This window comes from Kordiimonas sp. (assembly GCF_965216265.1).
Lineage (GTDB): Bacteria > Pseudomonadota > Alphaproteobacteria > Sphingomonadales > Kordiimonadaceae > Kordiimonas.
On record NZ_OZ244153.1, the window covers coordinates 1550146 to 1571180 of the forward strand.

At 53.5% G+C, this 21035-nt stretch carries 13 protein-coding genes; 4 read left to right on the forward strand and 9 right to left on the reverse strand.

Going from position 1 to position 21035, the window contains the following annotated elements; translation table 11 throughout:
* Positions 1–138 precede the first annotated feature (138 nt).
* Genes ACOOGA_RS07080 through ACOOGA_RS07095 form a run of 4 tightly spaced genes read right to left on the reverse strand, consistent with a single transcriptional unit; the run spans position 139 to position 5664 of the window.
* A complete protein-coding gene (locus tag ACOOGA_RS07080; protein WP_417462166.1) occupies positions 139–1152 on the reverse strand; it encodes a LacI family DNA-binding transcriptional regulator in 1014 nt (337 codons plus the stop codon).
* A gap of 18 nt (positions 1153–1170) precedes the next feature.
* Complete coding sequence (locus ACOOGA_RS07085) at positions 1171–1920, reverse strand: CBM9 family sugar-binding protein (protein WP_417462168.1); 750 nt, start codon at positions 1918–1920, stop codon at positions 1171–1173.
* Complete coding sequence (locus ACOOGA_RS07090; RefSeq protein WP_420430072.1) at positions 1917–4307, reverse strand: GH36-type glycosyl hydrolase domain-containing protein; 2391 nt, start codon at positions 4305–4307, stop codon at positions 1917–1919. The genes ACOOGA_RS07085 and ACOOGA_RS07090 overlap by 4 nt, the downstream gene beginning before the upstream one ends.
* Positions 4308–4311: 4 nt before the next feature.
* Positions 4312–5664 (reverse strand): MFS transporter, encoded by a 1353-nt coding sequence (locus tag ACOOGA_RS07095; protein ID WP_417462170.1) that lies wholly within the window; start codon positions 5662–5664, stop codon positions 4312–4314.
* Between the two features lie 304 nt (positions 5665–5968).
* On the opposite strand from ACOOGA_RS07095, the gene ACOOGA_RS07100 reads away from it, so the two are divergent.
* The 4 genes from ACOOGA_RS07100 to ACOOGA_RS07115 all read left to right on the forward strand — a co-directional run bounded on the left by ACOOGA_RS07100 (position 5969) and on the right by ACOOGA_RS07115 (position 14438).
* The gene (locus ACOOGA_RS07100) at positions 5969–6982 is read left to right on the forward strand and encodes a LacI family DNA-binding transcriptional regulator (protein ID WP_420430073.1); all 1014 of its coding nucleotides are present in this window, start codon (positions 5969–5971) and stop codon (positions 6980–6982) included.
* Between the two features lie 237 nt (positions 6983–7219).
* Positions 7220–9727 carry a glycoside hydrolase family 3 protein gene (locus ACOOGA_RS07105; RefSeq protein ID WP_420430074.1) on the forward strand — a complete coding sequence of 836 codons (2508 nt, stop codon included), beginning with the start codon at positions 7220–7222 and terminating at the stop codon, positions 9725–9727.
* A 361-nt stretch (positions 9728–10088) separates the two neighbouring features.
* Entirely contained in the window at positions 10089–11312 is a 1224-nt protein-coding gene (locus tag ACOOGA_RS07110) for an efflux RND transporter periplasmic adaptor subunit (RefSeq protein WP_420430075.1), read from the forward strand.
* Positions 11313–11321: 9 nt separating this feature from the next.
* Positions 11322–14438 carry an efflux RND transporter permease subunit gene (locus tag ACOOGA_RS07115; protein ID WP_420430076.1) on the forward strand — a complete coding sequence of 1039 codons (3117 nt, stop codon included), beginning with the start codon at positions 11322–11324 and terminating at the stop codon, positions 14436–14438.
* A 64-nt stretch (positions 14439–14502) separates the two neighbouring features.
* Here ACOOGA_RS07115 and ACOOGA_RS07120 read toward each other — a convergent pair whose 3' ends face one another.
* The 5 genes from ACOOGA_RS07120 to ACOOGA_RS07140 all read right to left on the reverse strand — a co-directional run bounded on the left by ACOOGA_RS07120 (position 14503) and on the right by ACOOGA_RS07140 (position 20899).
* Positions 14503–16338, reverse strand: a complete 1836-nt coding sequence (locus tag ACOOGA_RS07120) for a ribonucleoside-diphosphate reductase subunit alpha (RefSeq protein WP_420430637.1) — start codon at positions 16336–16338, stop codon at positions 14503–14505.
* Between the two features lie 341 nt (positions 16339–16679).
* Positions 16680–17633: an acetyl-CoA carboxylase carboxyltransferase subunit alpha gene (locus ACOOGA_RS07125; protein ID WP_417462379.1), complete on the reverse strand. Its 954-nt coding sequence runs from the start codon at positions 17631–17633 to the stop codon at positions 16680–16682.
* A 187-nt stretch (positions 17634–17820) separates the two neighbouring features.
* On the reverse strand, positions 17821–18723 hold the full coding sequence (locus ACOOGA_RS07130) for a site-specific tyrosine recombinase XerD (RefSeq protein ID WP_420430077.1): 903 nt from the start codon (positions 18721–18723) through the stop codon (positions 17821–17823).
* 9 nt (positions 18724–18732) lie between these two features.
* Positions 18733–20778, reverse strand: coding sequence for a hypothetical protein (locus ACOOGA_RS07135; protein WP_420430078.1), 2046 nt, complete (start codon positions 20776–20778; stop codon positions 18733–18735).
* On the reverse strand, positions 20759–20899 hold the full coding sequence (locus tag ACOOGA_RS07140; RefSeq protein ID WP_417458436.1) for a hypothetical protein: 141 nt from the start codon (positions 20897–20899) through the stop codon (positions 20759–20761). Before ACOOGA_RS07140 ends, ACOOGA_RS07135 begins: the two co-directional genes overlap by 20 nt.
* Between the last annotated feature and the right edge of the window lie 136 nt (positions 20900–21035).

Here is a 21035-nt window from a genome sequence, read left to right on the forward strand (position 1 = left end):
AGCCTCGAAATAGCTGATTTATCCCAAGCGCTCCAATTCACTGACCCCAGTCAGAACAAGGCTGTTGTTCAACTAAGGGAGGAGGGAGACTGCAGATCGATATGAAACTCATCAGTCTTAAAAAAGCGGTCTGGTTAGCTATTGATCTTGGTTTGTAGCGGCGGTGCTCTCTCGCTCAACAAAGCGGTACGGCAGAACAATGTCTTCGTTCCTGTTGTTCGCCTTACCTTCCAGTAGATCAACCAGCAACGCTGCGCTGCTGTATCCCATGTCATAGGCAGGTTGTTCGACGGTGGTAAGTGCCGGGCTGGAGAAGGCTGAAAAATCAAGATTATCAAAGCCTATAATCGAGATATCTGCCGGCACCCGCATATTAAATGTCCGCAATCCTCGTATTGCACCAAGCGCCATCTCATCATTCATACAGAATATGGCTGTCGGTTTTACAGGGTTGCTCGCCAACATAAAGTCGGCTGCGGCACCAAAACCGGAGACAAGACGGAAATCACCTTCCCTGACCAGCGCAGGCAGGTAGCGCAGACCAGCTTCCACGAGTCCCTCCTTGAATCCTGCAAGGCGCACAACGGTATTACTGTTATCCGCTGGGCCAGTTATTGCGCCGATGTTTGTGTGTCCAAGGTCGGCCAAGTGGCGAATACATTCCTTTACCGCGGCAATATTATCTATTCGAACACCTGGATATGGCGTACCAGGCACCCCAGCAACGCTAACCGCAGGCACATGCTGCCTGGGCAACAGGGCGGTCTCGCCCTCAGTATATGGTGCCATCTGAATTATGCCGTCAGCCAGGCGCGTTTCAACCATCCTGATAAACTCGGCCTCACGCTTGGCAGAATTGTTAGTGCTTCCGACCAGTATTTTATAGCCCCGCTCGTCTGAAGCATCGACAATGCCTGCAATGATTTGCGCAAAGAAGGGGTTCGCAAGATTTGGCGCCAAGACCACAATCGTTTTGGCGCTGCTACTCCTGAAGGTCTGTGAGAGCATATTGGGGCGATAACCGAGTTTTTTGATCGCTGCCTGCACCTTTGCCAACCGGGAGGGTGATACCTTGTCGGGCTCGTGCAAAGCGCGCGTAACAGTAGCGCGTGAAACACCTGCCTCATTTGCGACGTCACGTATTGTGGCCACAAGGATCTCCCATAATTATCAAGGCACCAATGTCAGCCTACCGAATACATCAGCAGTGATATATCCAAGGTTTTTATCCCCGTCCACCGGCTCTATGGCATGCGACCCCATGAAGTGTTCACGCTCCACGCTGCCGTCATTATCACAATAGGCGAGCATAAACCCGATCTGCTTGCCAGACCGAAGAGTTAAGGCTTTGTTTGTGCTTGAAGCTGGGTCAAACGTATCATCAAAAAGCTTCACCGCCACTTCCCACAGAATGGCCTTAGGGTTGTCAGTGCGTCTTTTCCAGCGGCTCACCGCATGGTCATCCAATAGCAATATCTCGGAGGTACCATCCGGTCGCATTGCTCCCATATCCGCCACATGCCCATCAAGCGCCAGATGGTAGGCAAACGCATTATGGGTATTAAGGTGATCGCCGCCGGAAGCATCTTCATCAATGAATATCTCAAGGCTGTCGTCATCCCAATACGCTTCTCGCGGGTCAGGATGCCCGTCAAAGAGGACGTCGTCCGTGATTTCAGCCAAAACGTAAAGATAGTTCTGGTCCCACAAGAGTTTGTAGCGCCCGGAAAAATCGTCCGCGCCCGGCACATCACCAACAATGTGATTATCCATTGGATGCCACTCAGCCAGTTGCCATGCGGTATCCATCTCACCGTCGATGACAGGAGCCACGATGCTCTTGTGAACATCGCTCGCCCACATATGGGAGGGTATGAGTACACACGCCGATACTCCCGCCAGGATAACGAGAAACTTCATTGGCCGTTCCTTTCGCTGCTCGGCAACTTGACATCAATACGGTATTGCCGTCCCGGTTTGATATCCTTCACCACCTGTTCAGTGTTCTGCACACCGTCGACCCATACTTCCATTTCCGCAACTTTATCTGACCTATTAAAATTCACGTCAAACTCAGCCCCGCGAAAACGTCTCATTACACACGCCTTACCCCACCCGGAGGGCAACGACGGGCATATTTTCAAACCATCCTTGCACCCTTCAAGGCCAAACAAACGCTCAACAACAATTCTCCCGAACCAAGCCACCGTACCAGTGTTGAAGAGCTGGCTGGAGCGGCCTGCTGTGCGAGGCAGTTGATGATAGGCGCCGCGATAATAGTTCGGGATATAGACAGGAAGCTGACCTCGCCTGAGGCAATCCGTTTCGTCTGGCAGCATTTGCCTGAGTACCGAATATGCACGGTCGCTTTCACCAATATTATACAGGCTGTGGGCATAGAAAGCGGCGGCATGGTTGTAGACAGATCCGTTTTCAGCCGAGCCGGGAAATTTCTGCGTCAATCGCCCAACATCTTCGCGCATACCAGTATAGGCGGGCGCCAACATCATGACACCATATGGCGTCATGAGCTGCGCCTCAATTTCACCCACAATACTAGCGACCTTGTCCTGATCCGCCGCCCCACTCAATATCGCCCAGCTTTGCGGGTTTAAATAGATGCGCCCTTCATCATCTTTTTCCACACCGAAGGATACACCGTCATCGGTAATACCCCTCGCATACCACTTCCCATCCCATATATACTTGTTGGCTGCTTGGTTGCAGGCCTCCGCCATTAGCTTCATCTCGGTCGCCACACCCACGGCACCAACCATTTCGCAGATAGCCGCCCATTCCTGAAAAGCATAAGCAGATGCCAAGGTTAACCAGCCGGAAACACCACGCCCTTTATAGCCCACCATATTCATAGGGTCACACCAGTCACCCTCAGCGATCAGGCTGAGGCCACGACCATCCCGATTTGCCGCGACCCAGCGCATTGCTTTTGTGATGTGAAGCCCGACAGTCTCGCATCTTTCTTCATCCGCATAAGGAATGGTCTCCTCAAGCAAGGCATAATCGCCTGTCTCATTGAGATATGCCCGCAAGCAGATGGGCAACCAAATGCTATGGTCTGTGTGTGGGACTTGATTGATATATTTCAGCGTCGCCTCAGGGTGCAAAAGAATGCCATCCGGCATTTCTCCACTTGCCTTCTGTTGCGACAACGCCAGCAAAACAGCCCGCTTCATGCTGGTCGCATCGACCAAGCACATCCCCATATGATCTTGCAACAAATTGCGCGTTTGAGGGTCGGTAGACAACCGATTGGTGGCGCCGTGATAATGAATCTGTCGGGCCATCCAATGATTTACGTAATGATCAAATATTGGGTCAGGGGTCGACACCTGAAGTGCACCAACACCATTTTCTACATATGCCTTGCCTGAGTTGCACGCATCCTCGAAACAGTTCCGGTTCCCAAAGAACCGGTTTCTGATGGCTCCCAACTCCGCTTTATCTTTGGCGGGTCCAAAAACAAAGCAGGTTTCAAAGTTCTCCCCGGGCTCCAGAGAGAGATCATACTGCATTGCTGCCACAGGAATTTCATAGTCTGCGTTTTCACAACCCAACACATCAGCGGAAATACCATCCGGGCTGTGTAAACCGCCTTCCCCTTCAAAGGCAGACAAACGCGCGCACCAGGCATCCGGCTTCTTCTCCGCCATCAGGAAACTTTTTTCCCGAAAGTCCCGATGCTTAAAATAATCCGCCACCTTCTGGTAGGGCGTCACATAACTCGCTGTAACGGCACACAACTCTTCGTCATATGTACCGCTCTGGTTCATCCATGAAAGAAAACCGAAACTAAAGACGGGATATACGGAAAGATCACGTTTCTCCTCGGCCAGGTTCGTGACCTTCAACCGCCACAACTCTGCAACACCCTTCTCCGGCAATGCCAATTCCAAATCAATTTGAACACCCGCGCACCTCACGCGCCACTGCATCGCATGAGGCAACGCCCGGAACTCAAACTCGTCAACTTCCGCTCGAACAGGCTCATACGGCGCAGAAAAGAAACGACCGCTTCGTCGATCTTTCACATAGAAAAACCGACCACTGTGATGCGAAAAATACGGGTGCTCTGGCTGCATGAACGTGGTCGCCTCAAGCCCTGGACCACGCGAATATTTAGCTGGTTCAGGCTGCATAAACTGTGCTGTCGCAAAGCCTCTGCAGGTCATTTGCAACATCATCTCAGCATTCCACAGAAAACTACCCGCCTGAGGCATCTCCGTCGGGCTGTGCAATACCAAACCTGCACCATCACGGGAAAACGCCGTACTCGAAACCATGCTCATATATTCACACTCCAAACTCTTTTTCTGGCGCCCGTTCTTCCAACTCACGATTCAGCGTTTCAATCGTGGCTTCATCAAGCCTGTAAAATTGGATCAGCGCGACAGACAAGCCCGCAAAAAAGGCAGGTATCAAGGTCATTAAAAGGACGATGCCCATCGCCGATGCGTCGGATTGCACCTCATTGGCGGCGTAGCCAAGCGCACCCAACAGCCACCCGATAAGCGCGCCCGCTAGAGCGCCACCAAGTTTTTGGGAAAAAGCGGCCGCCGAAAAAACCATAGCGGTCGCACGCCTGCCAGTTTTCCATTCGGAATAGTCCGCCGTATCTGCATACATGGAAAAAACCAGCGGAGATTTCGGCCCCAAACAGACGCCTATCGCCGCCTGCAAAACATACATCAGAACAATCTGATCCTTCGGCACAAAGAAATATACTGCCGAAAGAACTGTCACCAGCGACATGAGCATTAGCAGCAACTGTTTTTTTCCGAGGAATTTGGTCAGCACTGGTGTACTTGCAGCACCTACCATCAAGGCAAGCATGTAAGTCATGCTGAAGCTGCCAATCAGGTCAGGGCGCTCCACATAGTATTTGAAATAGAAAGTACCCGTACTCGCTCGTAGCGAGATTGTCATCATAATGACCAAGGCCAAAGAGAAGAGGATCAGCCAAGGCTTATTGCGGGTCAGATCACGAATATCCTGCCATACAGGTGTCGGCTCGGAAGAAACCGGAACGACGCGCTCCCGTGTTGCAAAGAACGTAAGGGTGAACAGCAATGCCGCCAACGCGCCATACAAACCCATAGCCAGTTGCCACCCGAGCGCTTCATTACCCTGCCCGAGCCAAAGCACAAGCTTTGGCGTGAAATAGGCCACCAAGCTGCCACCCGTGAAGGCGCCGATAAATCGAAAACTGGTGAGGGCCGTTCTGTCCTTGCTATCCCGCGTCACCACTCCAATCAACGCACCATAGGGTACATTTATAAAGGTGTATGCCAGCATCATGAAAATATAGGTGGCGTAGGCCCATATGAGCTTACCGCCCGTATCAACGTCAGGCACTGTGAAAGTAAGCACTCCTGCCGCCGCCAAGGGAACAATACCCCACAGTAGGTAAGGGCGAAACTTACCAAGCCTGGTTTTGGTGCGGTCTGCAACGGCTCCCATCATCGGATCGGAAACAGCATCGATTATACGTGTCACTAGCATCATTGTACCCACAGCAGCGGCGGGCAGACCAAACACATCAGTGTAGAAAATCAACAGAAACAGATCAAAGACACGCCAGTAAAAATTGGACGCCACGTCCCCCAACGCATAGCCGATCTTCTCGGTAAACCTCAGCTTCCCCATAACACTTCCCTAAAATGTGACCGGTCACAATTTAGGCTCATTCTTCTCAATATGTCAAAGGTGAAGATGATTGCACTGACATCAATGACCACACACCGGAGGCAAGCTTGCCCACAATTAACTGTTGGCGTGCCCGTTCGGCAGGCAATATATCTATGTTTCATCAACCTCTTGATCGGTGTTAGGGTCCGTGAGCCAATGACCGTCAGGCGAGGAAAATCGCTTGCAACCTATGCGGCGTGTGCATAAAAGTTCCGGAAACGTTTTCAGTTAGCGAGCGCAATAGATGTCGACCAGAAAAAAAATGAATGTAACGATTGCTGATGTGGCGCGTGTGGCGGGCGTCTCTGTCACAACAGTGTCGCGCATTCTGAACGGCGAGAAATATGTTAGAGACGACAAGAAAAAAGCCGTGGAAGCAGCTGTTGAAAAACTAGGCTACAGACCAAGCCTATATGCGCGCAGCCTTGCCGGTAATCGCTCCTATGTAATCGGACTACTGCTTGACGACCCGCAGGGCGACTATCTCTCTGGGATACAGCGCGGCCTTCTGCAAAAGTGCAAGCAGGCGGGCCTCCACGTGGTCGTTGAGGTTTTCGACAAGACCACAACGTTTGAACAAATTCAGTCTTTCCTATCAAGCCTCGGCCTTTCCGGCGTTATCCTCACCCCACCCATCTGTGACAATGAGGTCATCTTGGCTGCCCTGAGTAAACGGAAAATACCGACCGTTAGAATTTCTCCAGGTCGGGCCTTCGGCGGCATGACTGATATCGGGATAGATAACTTTGGCGCCGCATACAAGATGACCGAACACCTGATAGGCCTTGGGCACAGCGACATTGGCTTTATCACCGGCGACACTGAACACGCAGATGCTCGCGAGCGGCTGCAGGGGTTTCAGAGCGCCATGGCCGACAATGGGTTACTTGTACGGCGTGACTGGGTTGGACGAGGCACATATGTTTTTGAATCAGGGCTCACAGCCGCGAGACAACTGCTAACACAGGATAAACGCCCAACAGCTATTTTTGCGTCGAACGATGAAATGGCCGCCGCCACGATTACCATAGCGCATGAGATGCGCATCAGCGTTCCTGATGAACTTTCGGTCGCTGGTTTTGATGACCTTCCACTGGCGTCGTTTGTCACCCCTCCTCTGACCACCATTCGGCAGCCAATCGAAGAAATGGCCATTGCCGCAGCGACCCGATTACTGGACGCGCACAAGGAACAGGAAGTCAATAATGACACGCTTCCCACCCTTATGGATTTCGCTTTTGTAGAGCGAAAATCAACAGTCAAGCCTAACCGATAAACTTTCTCCCACCATCATAGCACCTGTCCTGCTGCCACGATTATCAAAATATGAAATCGCTTCCATAAATTTCTAGACTCCGTCCATTAAAATGGCTACGGAAGAAATCCTGCCGGACTGAAAGTGGCGATGCCTATGCACCCCAGACCCAGACCAGCAACGGGAAGGGTAAGGCGATCCTCCGCCGCTGTGACGGCTTATCGGGGACTAGCCTCTCTATATTGAGTGGAGACCAAAATGATCAACGCGCGTAGTAAGTATTTGTTTTATATAGCATCTATAGCCGCTCTCGCGGTTGCGGGCTGCGACGGCCAGAACCAGCAGAACTCAGCTTCGTCAGACAGCACCTCGCAGCAAGAGGAAAGTGTTATATGGCCGCGCGCCGACGTGGAAGCGCTACAAGATCCCGCGACCGAAGCAAAAATCGACGCCCTACTGGCACGCATGACAGTGGAAGAAAAGGTGGGACAGGTTATTCAAGCTGACAGCGCTTCCGTGTCTCCGGCAGAGGTTAAAGAATATAATCTGGGTTCCGTATTGAGTGGTGGAAACTCTGCACCTGGAGATTTGCCATATGCTGCGGCTGATACTTGGGTAACAGCCGCCGATGAATATTATGAAGCATCAATTGATGATAGTGACGGCGGGGTCTCCATACCCATCATCTGGGGAATTGACGCTGTACACGGGCACAACAATGTGATTGGCGGCACCGTTTTCCCACACAATATTGCACTAGGTGCTGCCAACGACCCTGAACTGATCAAGCGTGTCGCCGCAGTAACCGCCCGCGAACTGCGCGTAACGGGGCATGACTGGACCTTCGCTCCGACCCTTGCTGTCCCGCAGGATGATCGCTGGGGCAGGACATACGAGGGTTTCAGTGAGCTACCTGATATCACCAAACAGTATGCCACAGCCATTGTTGAAGGCTTGCAAGGTGAGATGACGTCCGAAGATTTTATGGGGCCGGAAAAGGTCATTTCGTCGGCAAAACATTTCGTGGCGGATGGCGGAACCAAAGATGGGCAGGACCAAGGCGATGCCCAGATCAGTGAAAAGGTTCTGCGTGATCTTCACGGTGCGGCCTATCTCAACGCTATAGACGCAGGTGTACAGGCTGTCATGGCTTCTTTTTCCAGTTGGAATGGCACAAAAATCCACGGAGATCGCTATTTGCTAACCGATGTTCTCAAAAACCAGATGGGTTTTGATGGCCTTGTCGTGGGAGATTGGAATGCGCATGGGCAAATCGACGGTTGTACCAATGAAAACTGCCCGGCTGCGATAAATGCAGGGCTCGATATGTATATGGCGCCCGACAGCTGGAAGGGTCTGTATGACAACACACTGCAACAGGTAAAAGAAGGTGTCATTCCCATGAACCGCCTGGATGACGCGGTACGACGTATACTACGGGTGAAGATAAGAGCCGGCCTGTTTGATACGGTGAAACCTTCCGCTCGGCCACTCGCCGGCGATGAAAGCGTGCTTGGGTCAGCGGAGCACAAGGCAGTTGCTCGGGCAGCTGTTCGCCGCTCACTCGTGTTGCTGAAGAACAATAACAATGTTTTACCCATCAAACCGGGAAGTCGGGTACTGGTATTAGGTGACAGCGCCGACAGCATATCAGATGCATCCGGCGGCTGGACCTTAACATGGCAAGGTGGCGGCTTGCCAAACAGCGCCTTCCCCAACGGCGAAAGCATTCTCGCTGGCCTTGAAAAAGCGGTCCAGCAGGCTGGTGGCACTTTCGAATATTCCGCCAATGGTGACTATAAACAAAAACCCGATGTTGTAATCGCGGTATATGGGGAGAAACCCTATGCGGAATTTCAAGGGGACGTAAGTACCCTGTTATACAACAACCCGGAGATGTTGGAGGCCGTAGCCAGCGTGCAGCAGCAAGGCATTCCGACGGTTAGCTTGTTTCTTTCTGGTCGTCCCATGTGGGTGAATACCTTCCTCAATGCATCGGACGCATTTGTGGCGGTCTGGTGGCCTGGCACCGAGGGCGGAGGCATTGCGGACATACTTATAGCTGATACAAGCGGCCAACCACGATACGACTTTACCGGCAAGCTATCATTTTCCTGGCCAAAACGCGCAGATCAAGGCCCATTAAATATGGGCCAAGAAGGATATGATCCACTCTTTCCATATGGTTATGGGCTATCCTACGCAGACAATCAGGTAGTCGCACTTGTATCGGAAGAAGCGGGTGAGGCCGACGCCCAACTAAATAAATATAGTTACTACGAACATGGTCGGGCCCAAGCTCCCTGGCTTATTCAGATGAGCGAAAACAACGTTCACATTTCGGCCGTTGACTATACAGCTCAGGAGGATGCGATTTCCATATCCTTCCCCAATGAGGACAGTGGAACATTTGCCATCGAAAGCGACACGCCAATTGATCTCTTCAGGGAAATGAACGGAGCAATGGAACTCACCTTTGCTTATCGCGTCGAAACCCCTGTCTCAGCACCGGTAACGCTATCAATGGGATGTCGCGACAACTCAGCCTGCAATGGATCACTGGACGTTACAAAAATGCTGAAAGCTACACCGGTCGACCAATGGTCTACCATGCGCCTCAGCTTATCCTGCTTCGCACGCACAGGCGCAGATATCCGAGCGGTTAATCAACCCTTCCGGCTGGTCAGCGCCTCTGGCACCACACTATCCGTTGCAGCGATCAAAGTAAGCGAAGACAGTGACGGGCAGGACAACTGCACCCAATAGGAAAGGCCGGCCGCGGATTACTGCGAGCCATCCCGGCCACCAAAAAACCAAAAGCCCTCGATCCGTTCAGCTGGATCTGGGGCTTTTAACTTAGTGTTATTCTGATGGCGCTGTATATTCCCGCAGCAAGTCGAGCAATAGAGGCATTGGAAACTTCGCTAGCCGCTATTGTACTGGCACCGTCCCAAGCTACCCCTTTACCCTTGTTGATGTGTCTATCGGGCGCACTATAGTTTTACCAGGGAATGGGTGTTTGAAGCCTATGTCCTGCACCACTACAAGTACGCTTTAATTCTGACCCATTTTTGAAATTCCGTCGTACTATGATAGGAATTCCCAATAATTAAAGTGGGGCATCTTTGTGGCTGAAACCGAAACAAACACCCATGAGGGTGAAAAGAGCAATGTGCGGACACTGCGGCCTGCTGCCACAGTGTTGCTGAGCCTGCTCATCATCATCGTTGCGGCAATTCTGGTATTTGTCATCTATAGCAGCGAACCGAAAGCTGAGCGTGAAACCGCAACCCGTGAAACTGCCATGCTGGTTGATGTTATTACGGCCCAGCGTGGGGTTTATATCCCTCAGATCATGGGCCTTGGTACCGTAACGGCTGCGCAAGACATTGAGCTGCGCCCCCGTGTCAGCGGACGAGTACTCACTGTATCTGACCATTTCATCCCCGGTGGGTTTGTAGCCCAAGGCGAAACTTTGCTTGAGTTGGATGCCGCCGATTATCGCCATCTTGTGAACCAGCAGAAAGCTGCACTCAAGCAGGCTGAAAGCAACCTCGCGCAGGAGCATGGCCGTCAGGACATTGCCAAACGCGACTTTGAAGTCCTTAGCAAAAACATGGTGGAAGGCGATGCAGCCCTGGCACTCAGGCGACCACAGTTGGAAGCCGCCACTGCTGCTTTGATGTCGACGCAGGCAGCACTTGATCAGGCCAAACTGGACCTGGACCGAACGAAGGTCTTAGCCCCATTCGATGCTCAGATTATCACCCGGGATGCCAATATCGGCTCTGAGGTAGATCCAGGCACCATGCTCGCGCGGCTTGTGGGCACCGATGAATATCATGTCATTGTGACCGTGCCGCTCTCCAAATTGAAGCAGATTAACATTCCTCGCCGGGGCGAGCCCGGTGCACCGGTCGAGATCCGCGATCGAGCCTCATGGCCAACAGGAGTTTCGCGTACAGGTCAAATCCGCAGCCTGATTGGTGCGATTGATAACCAAACGCGCCTCGCGCGAATTCTGGTGAGCGTAAAAGACCCGCTTTCGCTTGCTGAAGGCAGTGGCGAGCCTGTTCTCATCGTAGGATCCATCGTCCATACAAGTATCAGCGGTCGGCCACTTGAGGGTGTGGTGAAAATCGACCGGGATTACTTGCGGCAAAACGATACCGTCTGGGTAATGCAAAACGGCCTTCTAAATGTGCGGCCTGTTACCGTCGCTTTCAGAGACGCTGAACAAGCTTACATCAGCGATGGGCTCAACACGGGTGATCTGATTGTCACCAGCAACCTTGCGACCGTGGCCGAAGGGGCACCACTGAGAACAGAGAGCACCACTCAGGGTGAATAGGAGAGGCACATGAGCCAGCATCAGGACTCTCTCGAAGAAGAGCGCGGCCCCATTGCCTGGATGGCAAAGAATGCTATCGCCGCCAATCTGGCGATGATGATCTTGCTCGTCGGTGGCATATGGTCCGCCTTCAATATCCAGAAGGAAGTATTCCCACAGTTTGAGCTGGATATTGTCTCCGTTAGTGTGGCCTATCCTGGCGCCGCACCAAGCGAAGTGGAAAGCGGCATCCTGCAGCCGATTGAAGAAGCCGTGCGGCAGGTTGAGGGCATCCGCGAAATCACCTCGGAAGCCCGCGAAGGCAGTGGTGATGTTGATGTAGAGCTTGTCACCGGCACTGACCGCATGAAAGCATTTCAAGACATTGATCAGGCTATTGCGCGCATCCGCACCTTCCCTGAAGAAGTCGATAAACCCGAAGTCCGGTTGCAAGGGCGGCAGCAGGAAGCCATGCAGATCGGTCTTTATGGTCCTGTCGATACCTGGACGATGCGGAAGCTATCTGAACGCCTGCGGGACCAATTGCTCAATGACCCAAACATCACCCAGGTCGAGCTTGGCAATGTCCCCCGTTACATCACCCATGTTGAGATACCAGCTCAAACATTGCGCGCCTACGGCCTGACCCTACCCCAAGTAGCAGACATCATCAGCCAATCGAGTCAGGATGTGCCGGCGGGTGCTGTAAACACCTATGACGGTGTGATCCTTCTGCGCATGCAGGAGCGCCGCGTATGGGCCGAAGAATTTGCTGAAATTGAAGTGATTGCCAGCGACAATGGCGCCACCTTGCGCCTTGCCGATATCGCCACCATCCGGGACGGGTTTGAGGAAGGAAACTTCCACTCGCGCTTCAACGGCGTGCCATCGGTCGAGCTTGAAATATATCGCACGGGCAACCAATCACCGCTGGAGATTGAAGAAAGTGTACAGGCGGTAATGGCCGAGTTTGAGCACACCATGCCGCCCGGCGTTGAGTGGCGTATCGACAGCAACAATGCTGAAGAATACCGCGACCGGCTATATCTGCTGCTTGAAAACGGCGCACTGTCCATATTCATTGTGCTTGCGATCCTGTCGCTGTTCCTTGCTGCCCGGTTAGCCTTCTGGGTGATGATGGGCATGGCTATCTCGTTTATCGGCGGCATCCTGTTCCTGCCAGCCCTCGGCGTCAGCATCAACATGATTTCAATGTTCGGCTTTCTGGTCGCCCTCGGCATCGTGGTTGATGACGCCATCGTTGTCGGTGAAAACACCTTCGAGGCACGAAAAAAATACGGCAACCCTCTGAAAGCCGCCATCGTTGGTGCGCGCTCTATCGCAATGCCTGTAACCTTCTCCATTCTCACCAATGTGATCGCTTTTGTGCCCCTTCTTTTCATCCCTGGTGAGACGGGAAAATTCTGGTGGCCATTGCCTGTGGTGGTGATGACAGTACTGATCATTTCGCTTCTCGAGGCACTTTTCATTCTGCCGGCCCACCTTGCTCATGTTGAAAAGGGAAAAACCGAAAACCGGGTAATGCAGTTCATCAAGGACGGTCAAACCGCTTTTGCTGCTCGGTTCGACCATTTTGTGCGGACCCGCTATAGCCGCTTTCTCGATATGTGCCTGCGCAACCGCTATGTGACGGTTACAGTGGCGCTCGCGCTTCTTGCAGTTGCAGGCAGTTACGCGCGCAGCGACCATATGGGTATGGTCATGATGCCTGAGGTCGCCGCAGACGAGATCGAGGCCGGTGTATCCCTGCCAGTGGGCACCACACCAGAACAGGCCGGCAAGATGGCGCTGGCGCTCACCGCCGCTACCCGCAAAATGTATGATGAACACAACCTGCATGAAGTGGCAGAGGGCATTAAAACCAACGTGCGGGGCCAAAACTTCATCGACATTGAAATTGTCATGCGACCGCCCGGTGAGCGTGATATGACTGCAAAGCAGGTTATCGACTTGTGGCGCGCGGAAATTGGTGACGTGCAGGGTGTCGACCAAATCACCTTTGAAGCCGAACGCGGCCCCGGTGGCTGGCGCTCTGATATCAGCGTGGACTTGAGCCATAATGACGTTTCGGTGTTGGCCGAGGCCAGCCAGGCCTTGATGAAAACGATGAAGAGTTTCGCTGGCACCGCCGATGTGAACGACAATTATGATGCCGGGAATAAACGCATAGACTTTCGTTTGCGCCCGGAAGGCCGTGCACTGGGTTTGACACCTGAAAGCGTAGGCGAGCAACTGCGCGGGGCATTTTATGGTGCCCTTGCAGTCCGCCAGCTGCGGGGCACCAATGAAACCGAAGTGCGTGTCAAACTTCCTGAGACGGAACGTGGCGATATCGACAGCATCGAAAGCTTTGTGCTGCGTACTCCAAGCGGGGCAGAGGTGCCCCTTCTGGACGTGACTGAAATTGAATATACGGAGGCTTTCAGCAGCATCACCCGTCGCAATGGTCGCCGTGTTGTAACCGTTTCCGCCGACGTGGAACCCAAGCGTCAGATCGTACAGGTAGTGGCTGCCCTTACGGAAGATGTCTTACCAAAACTGCAAGCTGATTATCCCGGCCTGACATGGAGCTTTCAGGGCAGCCAGGCGGAAATGCGCCGGTCAACGCAGGCGCTCTGGGGCGGCTTTGGTCTGGCCATCTTCGTGATATATGCCCTTCTGGCCATCGCGTTCAAAAGTTATGCCCAACCTTTCATCGTGTTATGCGCCATCCCCTTTGGCATCATCGGTGCGGTAATGGGGCATATCATCATGGGTTTCGATCTGTCACTGATCAGCTTGATGGGCATCGTCGCACTATCGGGTGTGGTTGTGAACGACAGCCTTATCATGACAGACTTCGCCAACAAACAGCGAACCAGCTTTAGCGCCCATGACGCGATCCACATGGCAGGTTTGAGACGTTTCCGTCCTATCATCCTCACCACGCTCACCACCTTTGGTGGGCTAACACCAATCTTGATGGAAACAACACTGCAGGCGCAGCATCTGATTCCCATGGCCATATCGCTAGGTTTCGGCATCGTATTCGCCACGGCGATCATCCTAATCCTCGTTCCATGCCTTTACATGATGCTTGAAGATGTCAAAGGCCGGTTTGGCAAAACTGAAACCGCAACCACCTGAAACCTAAAAGAAAACGCCCGGCACAATAAGTGCCGAGCGTCCGTAATGCCGTCTCTGCTTCCGCTTATTGGCAAGCGAGGCATTCTTCATAATCTGTCGAGCCACCACCAAGCTGGAGCTGCACTTCAGGCTTCTCACGCTTCTTGTGGGACCCTGTTGCCACTACTTCCGCACGCTTGATCGACTTCGAGCGGCAGTAGTAAAGGCTCTTGAGGCCCTTCTTCCAGGCTTGGAAGTGGATCTGGTGCAGGTCGCGCTTATGCACGTTGGCAGGCAGGAATATATTCACCGACTGCGCTTGTGATATGTAACAAGCGCGGTCTGCCGCCAGTTCAACCACCCAGCGCTGGTCAAGTTCAAACGCGGTCTTGAACACGTCTTTCTCATCCTGCGTCAGAAAATCGAGATGCTGGACAGAACCCTCGTTAATGGTGATCGAGGTCCAGATATCGTCGTTATTCTGACCTTTTTCCTCCAGCAAGCGGCGCAGCGCGCGGTTATGCACAATGAAGTTACCAGAAAGCGTTTTCTGGTTATAGCTGTTCGCTGCAATCGGCTCGATGCCTGGGCTCGCACCGCCACAGATGGTGGAGATGGAAGCCGTTGGTGCAATCGCCGTTTTGTTGGAGAAACGCTGCATGATGCCGTAGTCGGCCGCATCCGGGCATGGCCCACGCTCATAAGCCAGCGCTTCGGACGCTTCATCAACGCATTTCTGAATGTGTGTGAAGATTTTCTTGTTCCACGCTTTTGCCATAGCGCTTTCAAACGGGATCATATTGTCCTGCAGAAAGCTGTGGAAACCCATCACGCCAAGGCCAACGGAACGTTCACGCATCGCGCTATAACGCGCTTTCGCCATCTCGTCCGGTGCGCGGTCAATAAAGTCCTGCAGCACGTTATCAAGGAAACGCATCACATCAGGGATGAACTGCTCGTCATCCTTCCACTCTTTGTAATACTCGAGGTTCAGGCTTGAGAGACAGCAAACCGCCGTACGCTCGTTACCCAAATGGTCGATCCCTGTTGGCAGGGTAATTTCGGCGCACAGGTTGGAGGTTTTCACCGTCAGGCCCGCAAGCTTGTGATGCTCTGGCATCTGGCGGTTCACTGTATCGTTGTAGATGATGTAAGGCTCGCCGGTTTCAACACGCGCAGTCAGGATACGTATCCACAAGGAACGCGCGGAAACAGTGCGCACAACATGGCCATCTTTCGGGCTTGTCAGCGCCCATTCTTCATTGGCTTCCACTGCCCGCATAAAGGCATCTGATACCAGCACACCATGGTGCAGGTTAGGTGTCTTGCGGTTAGGATCACCGCCTGTTGGGCGGCGCAACTCGGTAAACTCTTCAATTTCCGGATGGCTTACAGGCAGGTAAATCGCCGCAGAACCACGACGTAAACTACCTTGAGAAATCGCCAAAGTCAGGCTGTCCATAACACGAACGAAAGGCACGATTCCGCTCGTTTTACCAACACCGCCAACTGTCTCACCGATAGAGCGCAGGTTACCCCAATAGGAACCGATACCGCCGCCCTTGGACGCGAGCCAAACGTTCTCTGTCCAGAGATCAACGATCGAATCCAGTTTATCCTGCGCTTCATTGAGGAAGCAGCTGATTGGCAAACCACGGTTCGTGCCGCCGTTAGAAAGTACGGGCGTTGCAGGCATGAACCAAAGCTTGGAAATATAGTTATAAAGCCGTTGCGCATGCTCTTTATCGTCACCGTAAAAGGACGCGACCCGCGCAAACAAATCCTGATAGCTTTCGCCCGGCATAAGATACCGGTCAACCAACGTGGCTTTACCAAATTCTGTGAGAAGCTCGTCGCGGCTGCGATCGACCTCAACAGCACCACCGTGCCCAAATTGAGTGACTTCAAACATCGTGCCCATATCTCCCTTGTCCGCCTTAGCCACGCGGTTTCGACTCCTTCTCTGCTTCGAGAACAATAAAACATTGTGCCCGATACAGGAACAAAAGTCGAACATGCCAACTTTATACAAATATTTCAGCAACTTACTGACGCGCTCGCCCGTAGTCCCCCGTTCGAGTCGACGCCGTGAAGCAAGGTGCATAGGATAAGATCGAAACGGTAATTTCGTCAAGATAAAGTGGGAAGAAAGTTTAAGCCCCACTAGATATGGTATTTTATCTTGGGCAAGCAAAAAGCCCAGGCAGCGCGTTGCATGCCTGAGCCTTGCTGGATTTCAGCCTTTCCGGCGAGTCGCGAGAACTAGAGCCCCTTGGACCCCATACCCAAGAATTTTTCACGCCTAAGCTCGCGCAGGCGGTGCCCATCGACCCCAGCCATATCACGTAGGGAACGCTCAAGTGCGTCGCCAAGCATGTTCATGGAACGCTCCGGATCGCGGTGAGAACCACCAAGTGGTTCTGATACGATTTCGTCAATCACCCCAAGCTTAAGAAGATCCTGCGCGGTAATCTTCAGCGCTGTTGCAGCTTCGTTGGCTTTTTCATTCGTGCGCCACAGGATAGACGCACAGCCTTCCGGTGAAATCACCGAATAAATTGCATGCTCCATCATCAACACACGGTTTGCCGCAGCGATCGCCACTGCGCCACCTGAACCACCTTCACCCACAATGCAGGTTACCATCGGTACGGTAAGGTCAAGGCAGCAGTCTGTTGAGCGGGCGATAGCCTCCGCCTGGCCGCGCTCTTCCGCGCCAACACCCGGGTATGCGCCTGACGTGTCCACAAGAGTCAGTACAGGCAAGCCGAAACGGTCTGCCATCTCCATCAGGCGGATCGCCTTGCGATACCCTTCCGGGCGTGCCATGCCAAAATTATGTTTGATCCGGCTTTCGGTGTCATTGCCCTTCTCATGGCCCATCACCACACAAGCTTCACCGCGGAACCGCGCCAGCCCTGCCAGCAGAGCTTCATCTTCACCAAAAGCCCTGTCACCGGAAAGCGGCGTAAAATCTTCAAAAAGATGATCAACGATATCGCCAAAATGCGGACGCTCGGGATGCCGGGCGACCTGTATCTTCTGGGTAGGCGTCAGACCTGCGTAGGTTTCTTTAAGAAGCTTTCCAAGTTTGGTCTCGAGCTGACCAACTTCGGCCGTCAGGTCCACATCCCCTGATCCGCCCCTGAAGCTTCTGAGTTCGCGTATTTTGCCTTCGAGCTCGGCAATAGGTTTTTCAAACTCGAGAAACGTCATCATATCTTTGGCACCTGTATGTTTTGGCGACTGTTCCATGATCTACAGTAAAACACTTTTTACTGAGGCGCGCAAAATCCTTGAACACGCATCATATGTCAAGCTTTGTCCTTCTCGACCATAAATGGGGTCGAACGTTACGGATTCCAAGCATCTGTGCTCGCATTGAAAATTGACAGGCATTGTTTTAACGCCCATCACTGAGCGGATGTTTGGTCAGAACTAGGCTTTTGAGCCTTTCTTCCAACACATGGGTATATATCTGCGTGGTGGAGATATCAGCGTGGCCAAGCATCTGCTGAACAGCCCTAAGGTCTGCTCCGTGCGCCAGAAGATGGGTTGCAAAGGCATGCCGCAGCTTGTGCGGGCTTACGCTTGACGGCATCACGCCCGCCGCAACGGCCAGGTCTTTAAGAAGCTGGCCAACCCGCCTGCGGGTCAAATGCCCCTCAGCACCCGAAGATGGGAAAAGATAAGGTGAAGGATCACCATCTTTCGCCCGCACTGCAGCAAGATGCGCCATCAACGCTCGCCTTGCTTTCCCACCAAGCGGCACCATTCGCTCACGACCACCCTTACCGCGCACCATGATCATTGCGCTATCTGGTCCAACCGCGCGCTGCGGTAGGCCCACAAGTTCCGATATGCGCAGGCCTGTGGCGTATAGAGTTTCCACCAGCGCATGCAACCGTATCGCCTCTGCCTTGCCCCCTGCTGCCAGAGATTCCGCCGTATCAAGAAGCCTGTCTACATCTGCTTCAGACAGCACTTTTGGCAGCGACTGCGCCTGCCGTGGGCTTTCGATATTCGTTGCCGGATTATCGCTGCGAATGCCATCGCTATAAAGAAAGAGGAAAAATTGCCGCAACGCCGAAAGACGGCGTGAGACGGTGCCGGGCTTCATACCGCGCCGGTACAAACCTTCAAGGTACTTTCGGATATCTTCGCTGCTTGCGCCACCAAGAGACGCGGAAGAATGCTCACAAAAGTCGTCAAGGTCACGCTTATACGCCAACAGGCTATTACGCGCCCGCCCCTTTTCGGCAGCAAGCATTTCCAGAAACCCGTCGATGAGCGACGCGTCTGACATTCGCTGCGCCTACAGGCCCTGGCTTATGAGAATTTCAGCTGCCAACTCATGGGCTTCAGCTTCAAAACCCTTTTCGCGAAGCGTACCAACAAGCGAACCCGCAAGCGACGGCGGCACACTTGCCGATGACATCAGACGAAAAGCACCAAGAAGGGAGCCTGCCCGGTCACCGTTTTCGGCGGACCTCAAAAAACGCCGCCACTGTGCCACAGAGACAGCCTGCCCGCTCAGACGCGCGGGGCCATCATCAAGCTCCGCCCACACAGAATCTGAGATTGTGTAGCCCAGTCCTTCAAGCACAGTGAACAACAGGTTTGCGCGTTCAAACTTGTCATCCCGTGCTTCCTGCCGTTGCCACCAGCTTCTGAGCCGAGTATCGGTCACGCTAGGAGCAGACACGACGCCGCCTGCTGCTGCAAGCGGCCACGTGTCCAGCAGCGCATCATCGGCCAATGTGTCCACACCAGCTTGGCTTGAGCGAATTTTTGTAAACGCTCTTCCGGCCACCACCCGGTCACCACTCAAAAGCGCGGCCCGCACCATCAAGGCTGCCGGGCCGTCCGTCAGCCTACTAATGCCGCTGGCCATTTGCTGGGCCGTGCCTGAACTAAGTGCGCGCAGCCACAAACTGTTGAGCGCCGCGTCACGTTCTGCTGCGTCCTGCGTTCTTGCAGCTGTTGCCGCCAGCACCATATCGACCTCAAAACGGTCATCGGTTTCGGCCATCTCAAACGCGGCCATCGCCTCATCGAGGCCTACGTTCAGCGTTTTGGCAAATTCAGCGAATGTCTCGCCAGAGACCCAACCCGCCTTGAGCGCAGCACCAAGCAAGCTGATCTTGGCTTCCTGTGCCACACCGGGGATGGAAAGCATCGCGCTCACCGCCAGCGGGTTCACGTCCTCAAGCTCCAATTCTGGCACCTGCACTTTCGCGAGCCTTGCCATCGTAGCTTCAAGCACGTCAACTTTCAGGCTCGCGTTCAGCGCACCCGCGCTTGTCATCACGCTGCCACGTTGCTGCTCGGCCTCAATCAGAATTTGATCCAGAAGCGCATAGAACGTTGGGCGCACCTCGGAAACTTCTTCCAGAATACCAAGTTGGAAATCCACGCCCCGCCTGTCAGCGCGCACTGCACGGCAGAAGGCCGCTATTCTTAACCAATAAGAATCGTTGTCGCCGCTCCGCTGGTCACCCGCAAGCGCGCAGGCATCTTCAATGCGCCCGGAAAGCAAATATCCGTTGGCAATGTGTCGCGCAAGGCCGCTCCAGTCCCTGTCCTTGGGCAGCCGCTCCAGAAGGGTTAAGTACCCGCGCTGGTCACCATAAGCCGCCAAAAGATCAAGCCGCGCGGAAATGAAAGCGTCAATATCTCCATCAGAAGCAGGGCTCGGCAGATTAAAGCCTGAGAGCGCCACTTTGCGCGCCGCATCATTAAGCGCACCAGATGCGGAAGGCGAGCCAAGCTGGTGAAGGGCTGAGATAATCTCCGTACGGTCTCGGCCTGTCCAGAAATCACGCGGGAAAGTTTCTTCCCCAGCAGGTATGCCGGAAGGGTCCAACAGATCAAGCTCACCCTCGGTGATCATCACATCAGGCTCAGCAATCGCGCTCCCGGCATCTTCACCTTGCTCAAAGGACTGACCGTCAATGTCTGTCGGCAAATCCTCCGCGCCGGGCTGTACAACCTCAAGCCCGTCAGCGTCCAGATCCTGCTGTGTGGCAGCATCCGTGCTTAAATCGCCTTCCGGTGCCGGGGGCACATTAACGCTGCCTTTTGGCAGATAGGGCTGCGGCAGAATAGTACGCGGTTTGCCAACTGCCGGGCCGGTCTGGCGCTTCAGCTTAGGCGTATTGCCGAGATAATATCGCTCAGCGCGGGTTTTGCGCTCAGCCTCTTCACGGGCAGCCTGCTGCTGCTCAGCTGTGGTCTGCGCATTGTCCGTGTTTTCTTCCTGCGCGAGAACCGCAGGTGAATGAAACGCTGCGCCAGCCATTAGGCCGGCGGCGAAAAGCGCCCTCATGCGCGCACGCTTATCAGGACGGGAAACGGTCATTGCTCAGCGTTTTGCTAACTTTCTCCGAAGGGGCGGGAATGTCCCATGTCATGAGGAAAACGGCACCGCCTGCAACAGCGACAACTCCGATAATCAGCAAAATCTGTGTCAGTTTCGACATGAAACACCCTTTGTTACCCTGTGGCCGCGTGGCAAGTTACGCGCACGCAGTCTTTATTCCTATTTGTGTTATATGATGGCATCGCCCCCAAGTCCAGCCACGCGTATGAACCGCCCAAGTTGGGTTAGCCTACTGC

What these genes read in the sequence shown, in the direction of transcription:
- ACOOGA_RS07085 (WP_417462168.1), bottom strand. Translation starts at nt 1,920, where the DNA reads ATGAAGTTTCTCGTTATCCTGGCGGGAGTATCGGCGTGTGTACTCATA.
- ACOOGA_RS07090 (WP_420430072.1), bottom strand. Translation starts at nt 4,307, where the DNA reads ATGAGCATGGTTTCGAGTACGGCGTTTTCCCGTGATGGTGCAGGTTTG.
- ACOOGA_RS07095 (WP_417462170.1), bottom strand. Translation starts at nt 5,664, where the DNA reads ATGGGGAAGCTGAGGTTTACCGAGAAGATCGGCTATGCGTTGGGGGAC.
- ACOOGA_RS07100 (WP_420430073.1), top strand. Translation starts at nt 5,969, where the DNA reads ATGAATGTAACGATTGCTGATGTGGCGCGTGTGGCGGGCGTCTCTGTC.
- ACOOGA_RS07105 (WP_420430074.1), top strand. Translation starts at nt 7,220, where the DNA reads ATGATCAACGCGCGTAGTAAGTATTTGTTTTATATAGCATCTATAGCC.
- ACOOGA_RS07115 (WP_420430076.1), top strand. Translation starts at nt 11,322, where the DNA reads ATGAGCCAGCATCAGGACTCTCTCGAAGAAGAGCGCGGCCCCATTGCC.
- ACOOGA_RS07120 (WP_420430637.1), bottom strand. Translation starts at nt 16,338, where the DNA reads ATGGGCACGATGTTTGAAGTCACTCAATTTGGGCACGGTGGTGCTGTT.
- ACOOGA_RS07125 (WP_417462379.1), bottom strand. Translation starts at nt 17,633, where the DNA reads ATGACGTTTCTCGAGTTTGAAAAACCTATTGCCGAGCTCGAAGGCAAA.
- ACOOGA_RS07130 (WP_420430077.1), bottom strand. Translation starts at nt 18,723, where the DNA reads ATGTCAGACGCGTCGCTCATCGACGGGTTTCTGGAAATGCTTGCTGCC.
- ACOOGA_RS07135 (WP_420430078.1), bottom strand. Translation starts at nt 20,778, where the DNA reads ATGACCGTTTCCCGTCCTGATAAGCGTGCGCGCATGAGGGCGCTTTTC.
- ACOOGA_RS07140 (WP_417458436.1), bottom strand. Translation starts at nt 20,899, where the DNA reads ATGTCGAAACTGACACAGATTTTGCTGATTATCGGAGTTGTCGCTGTT.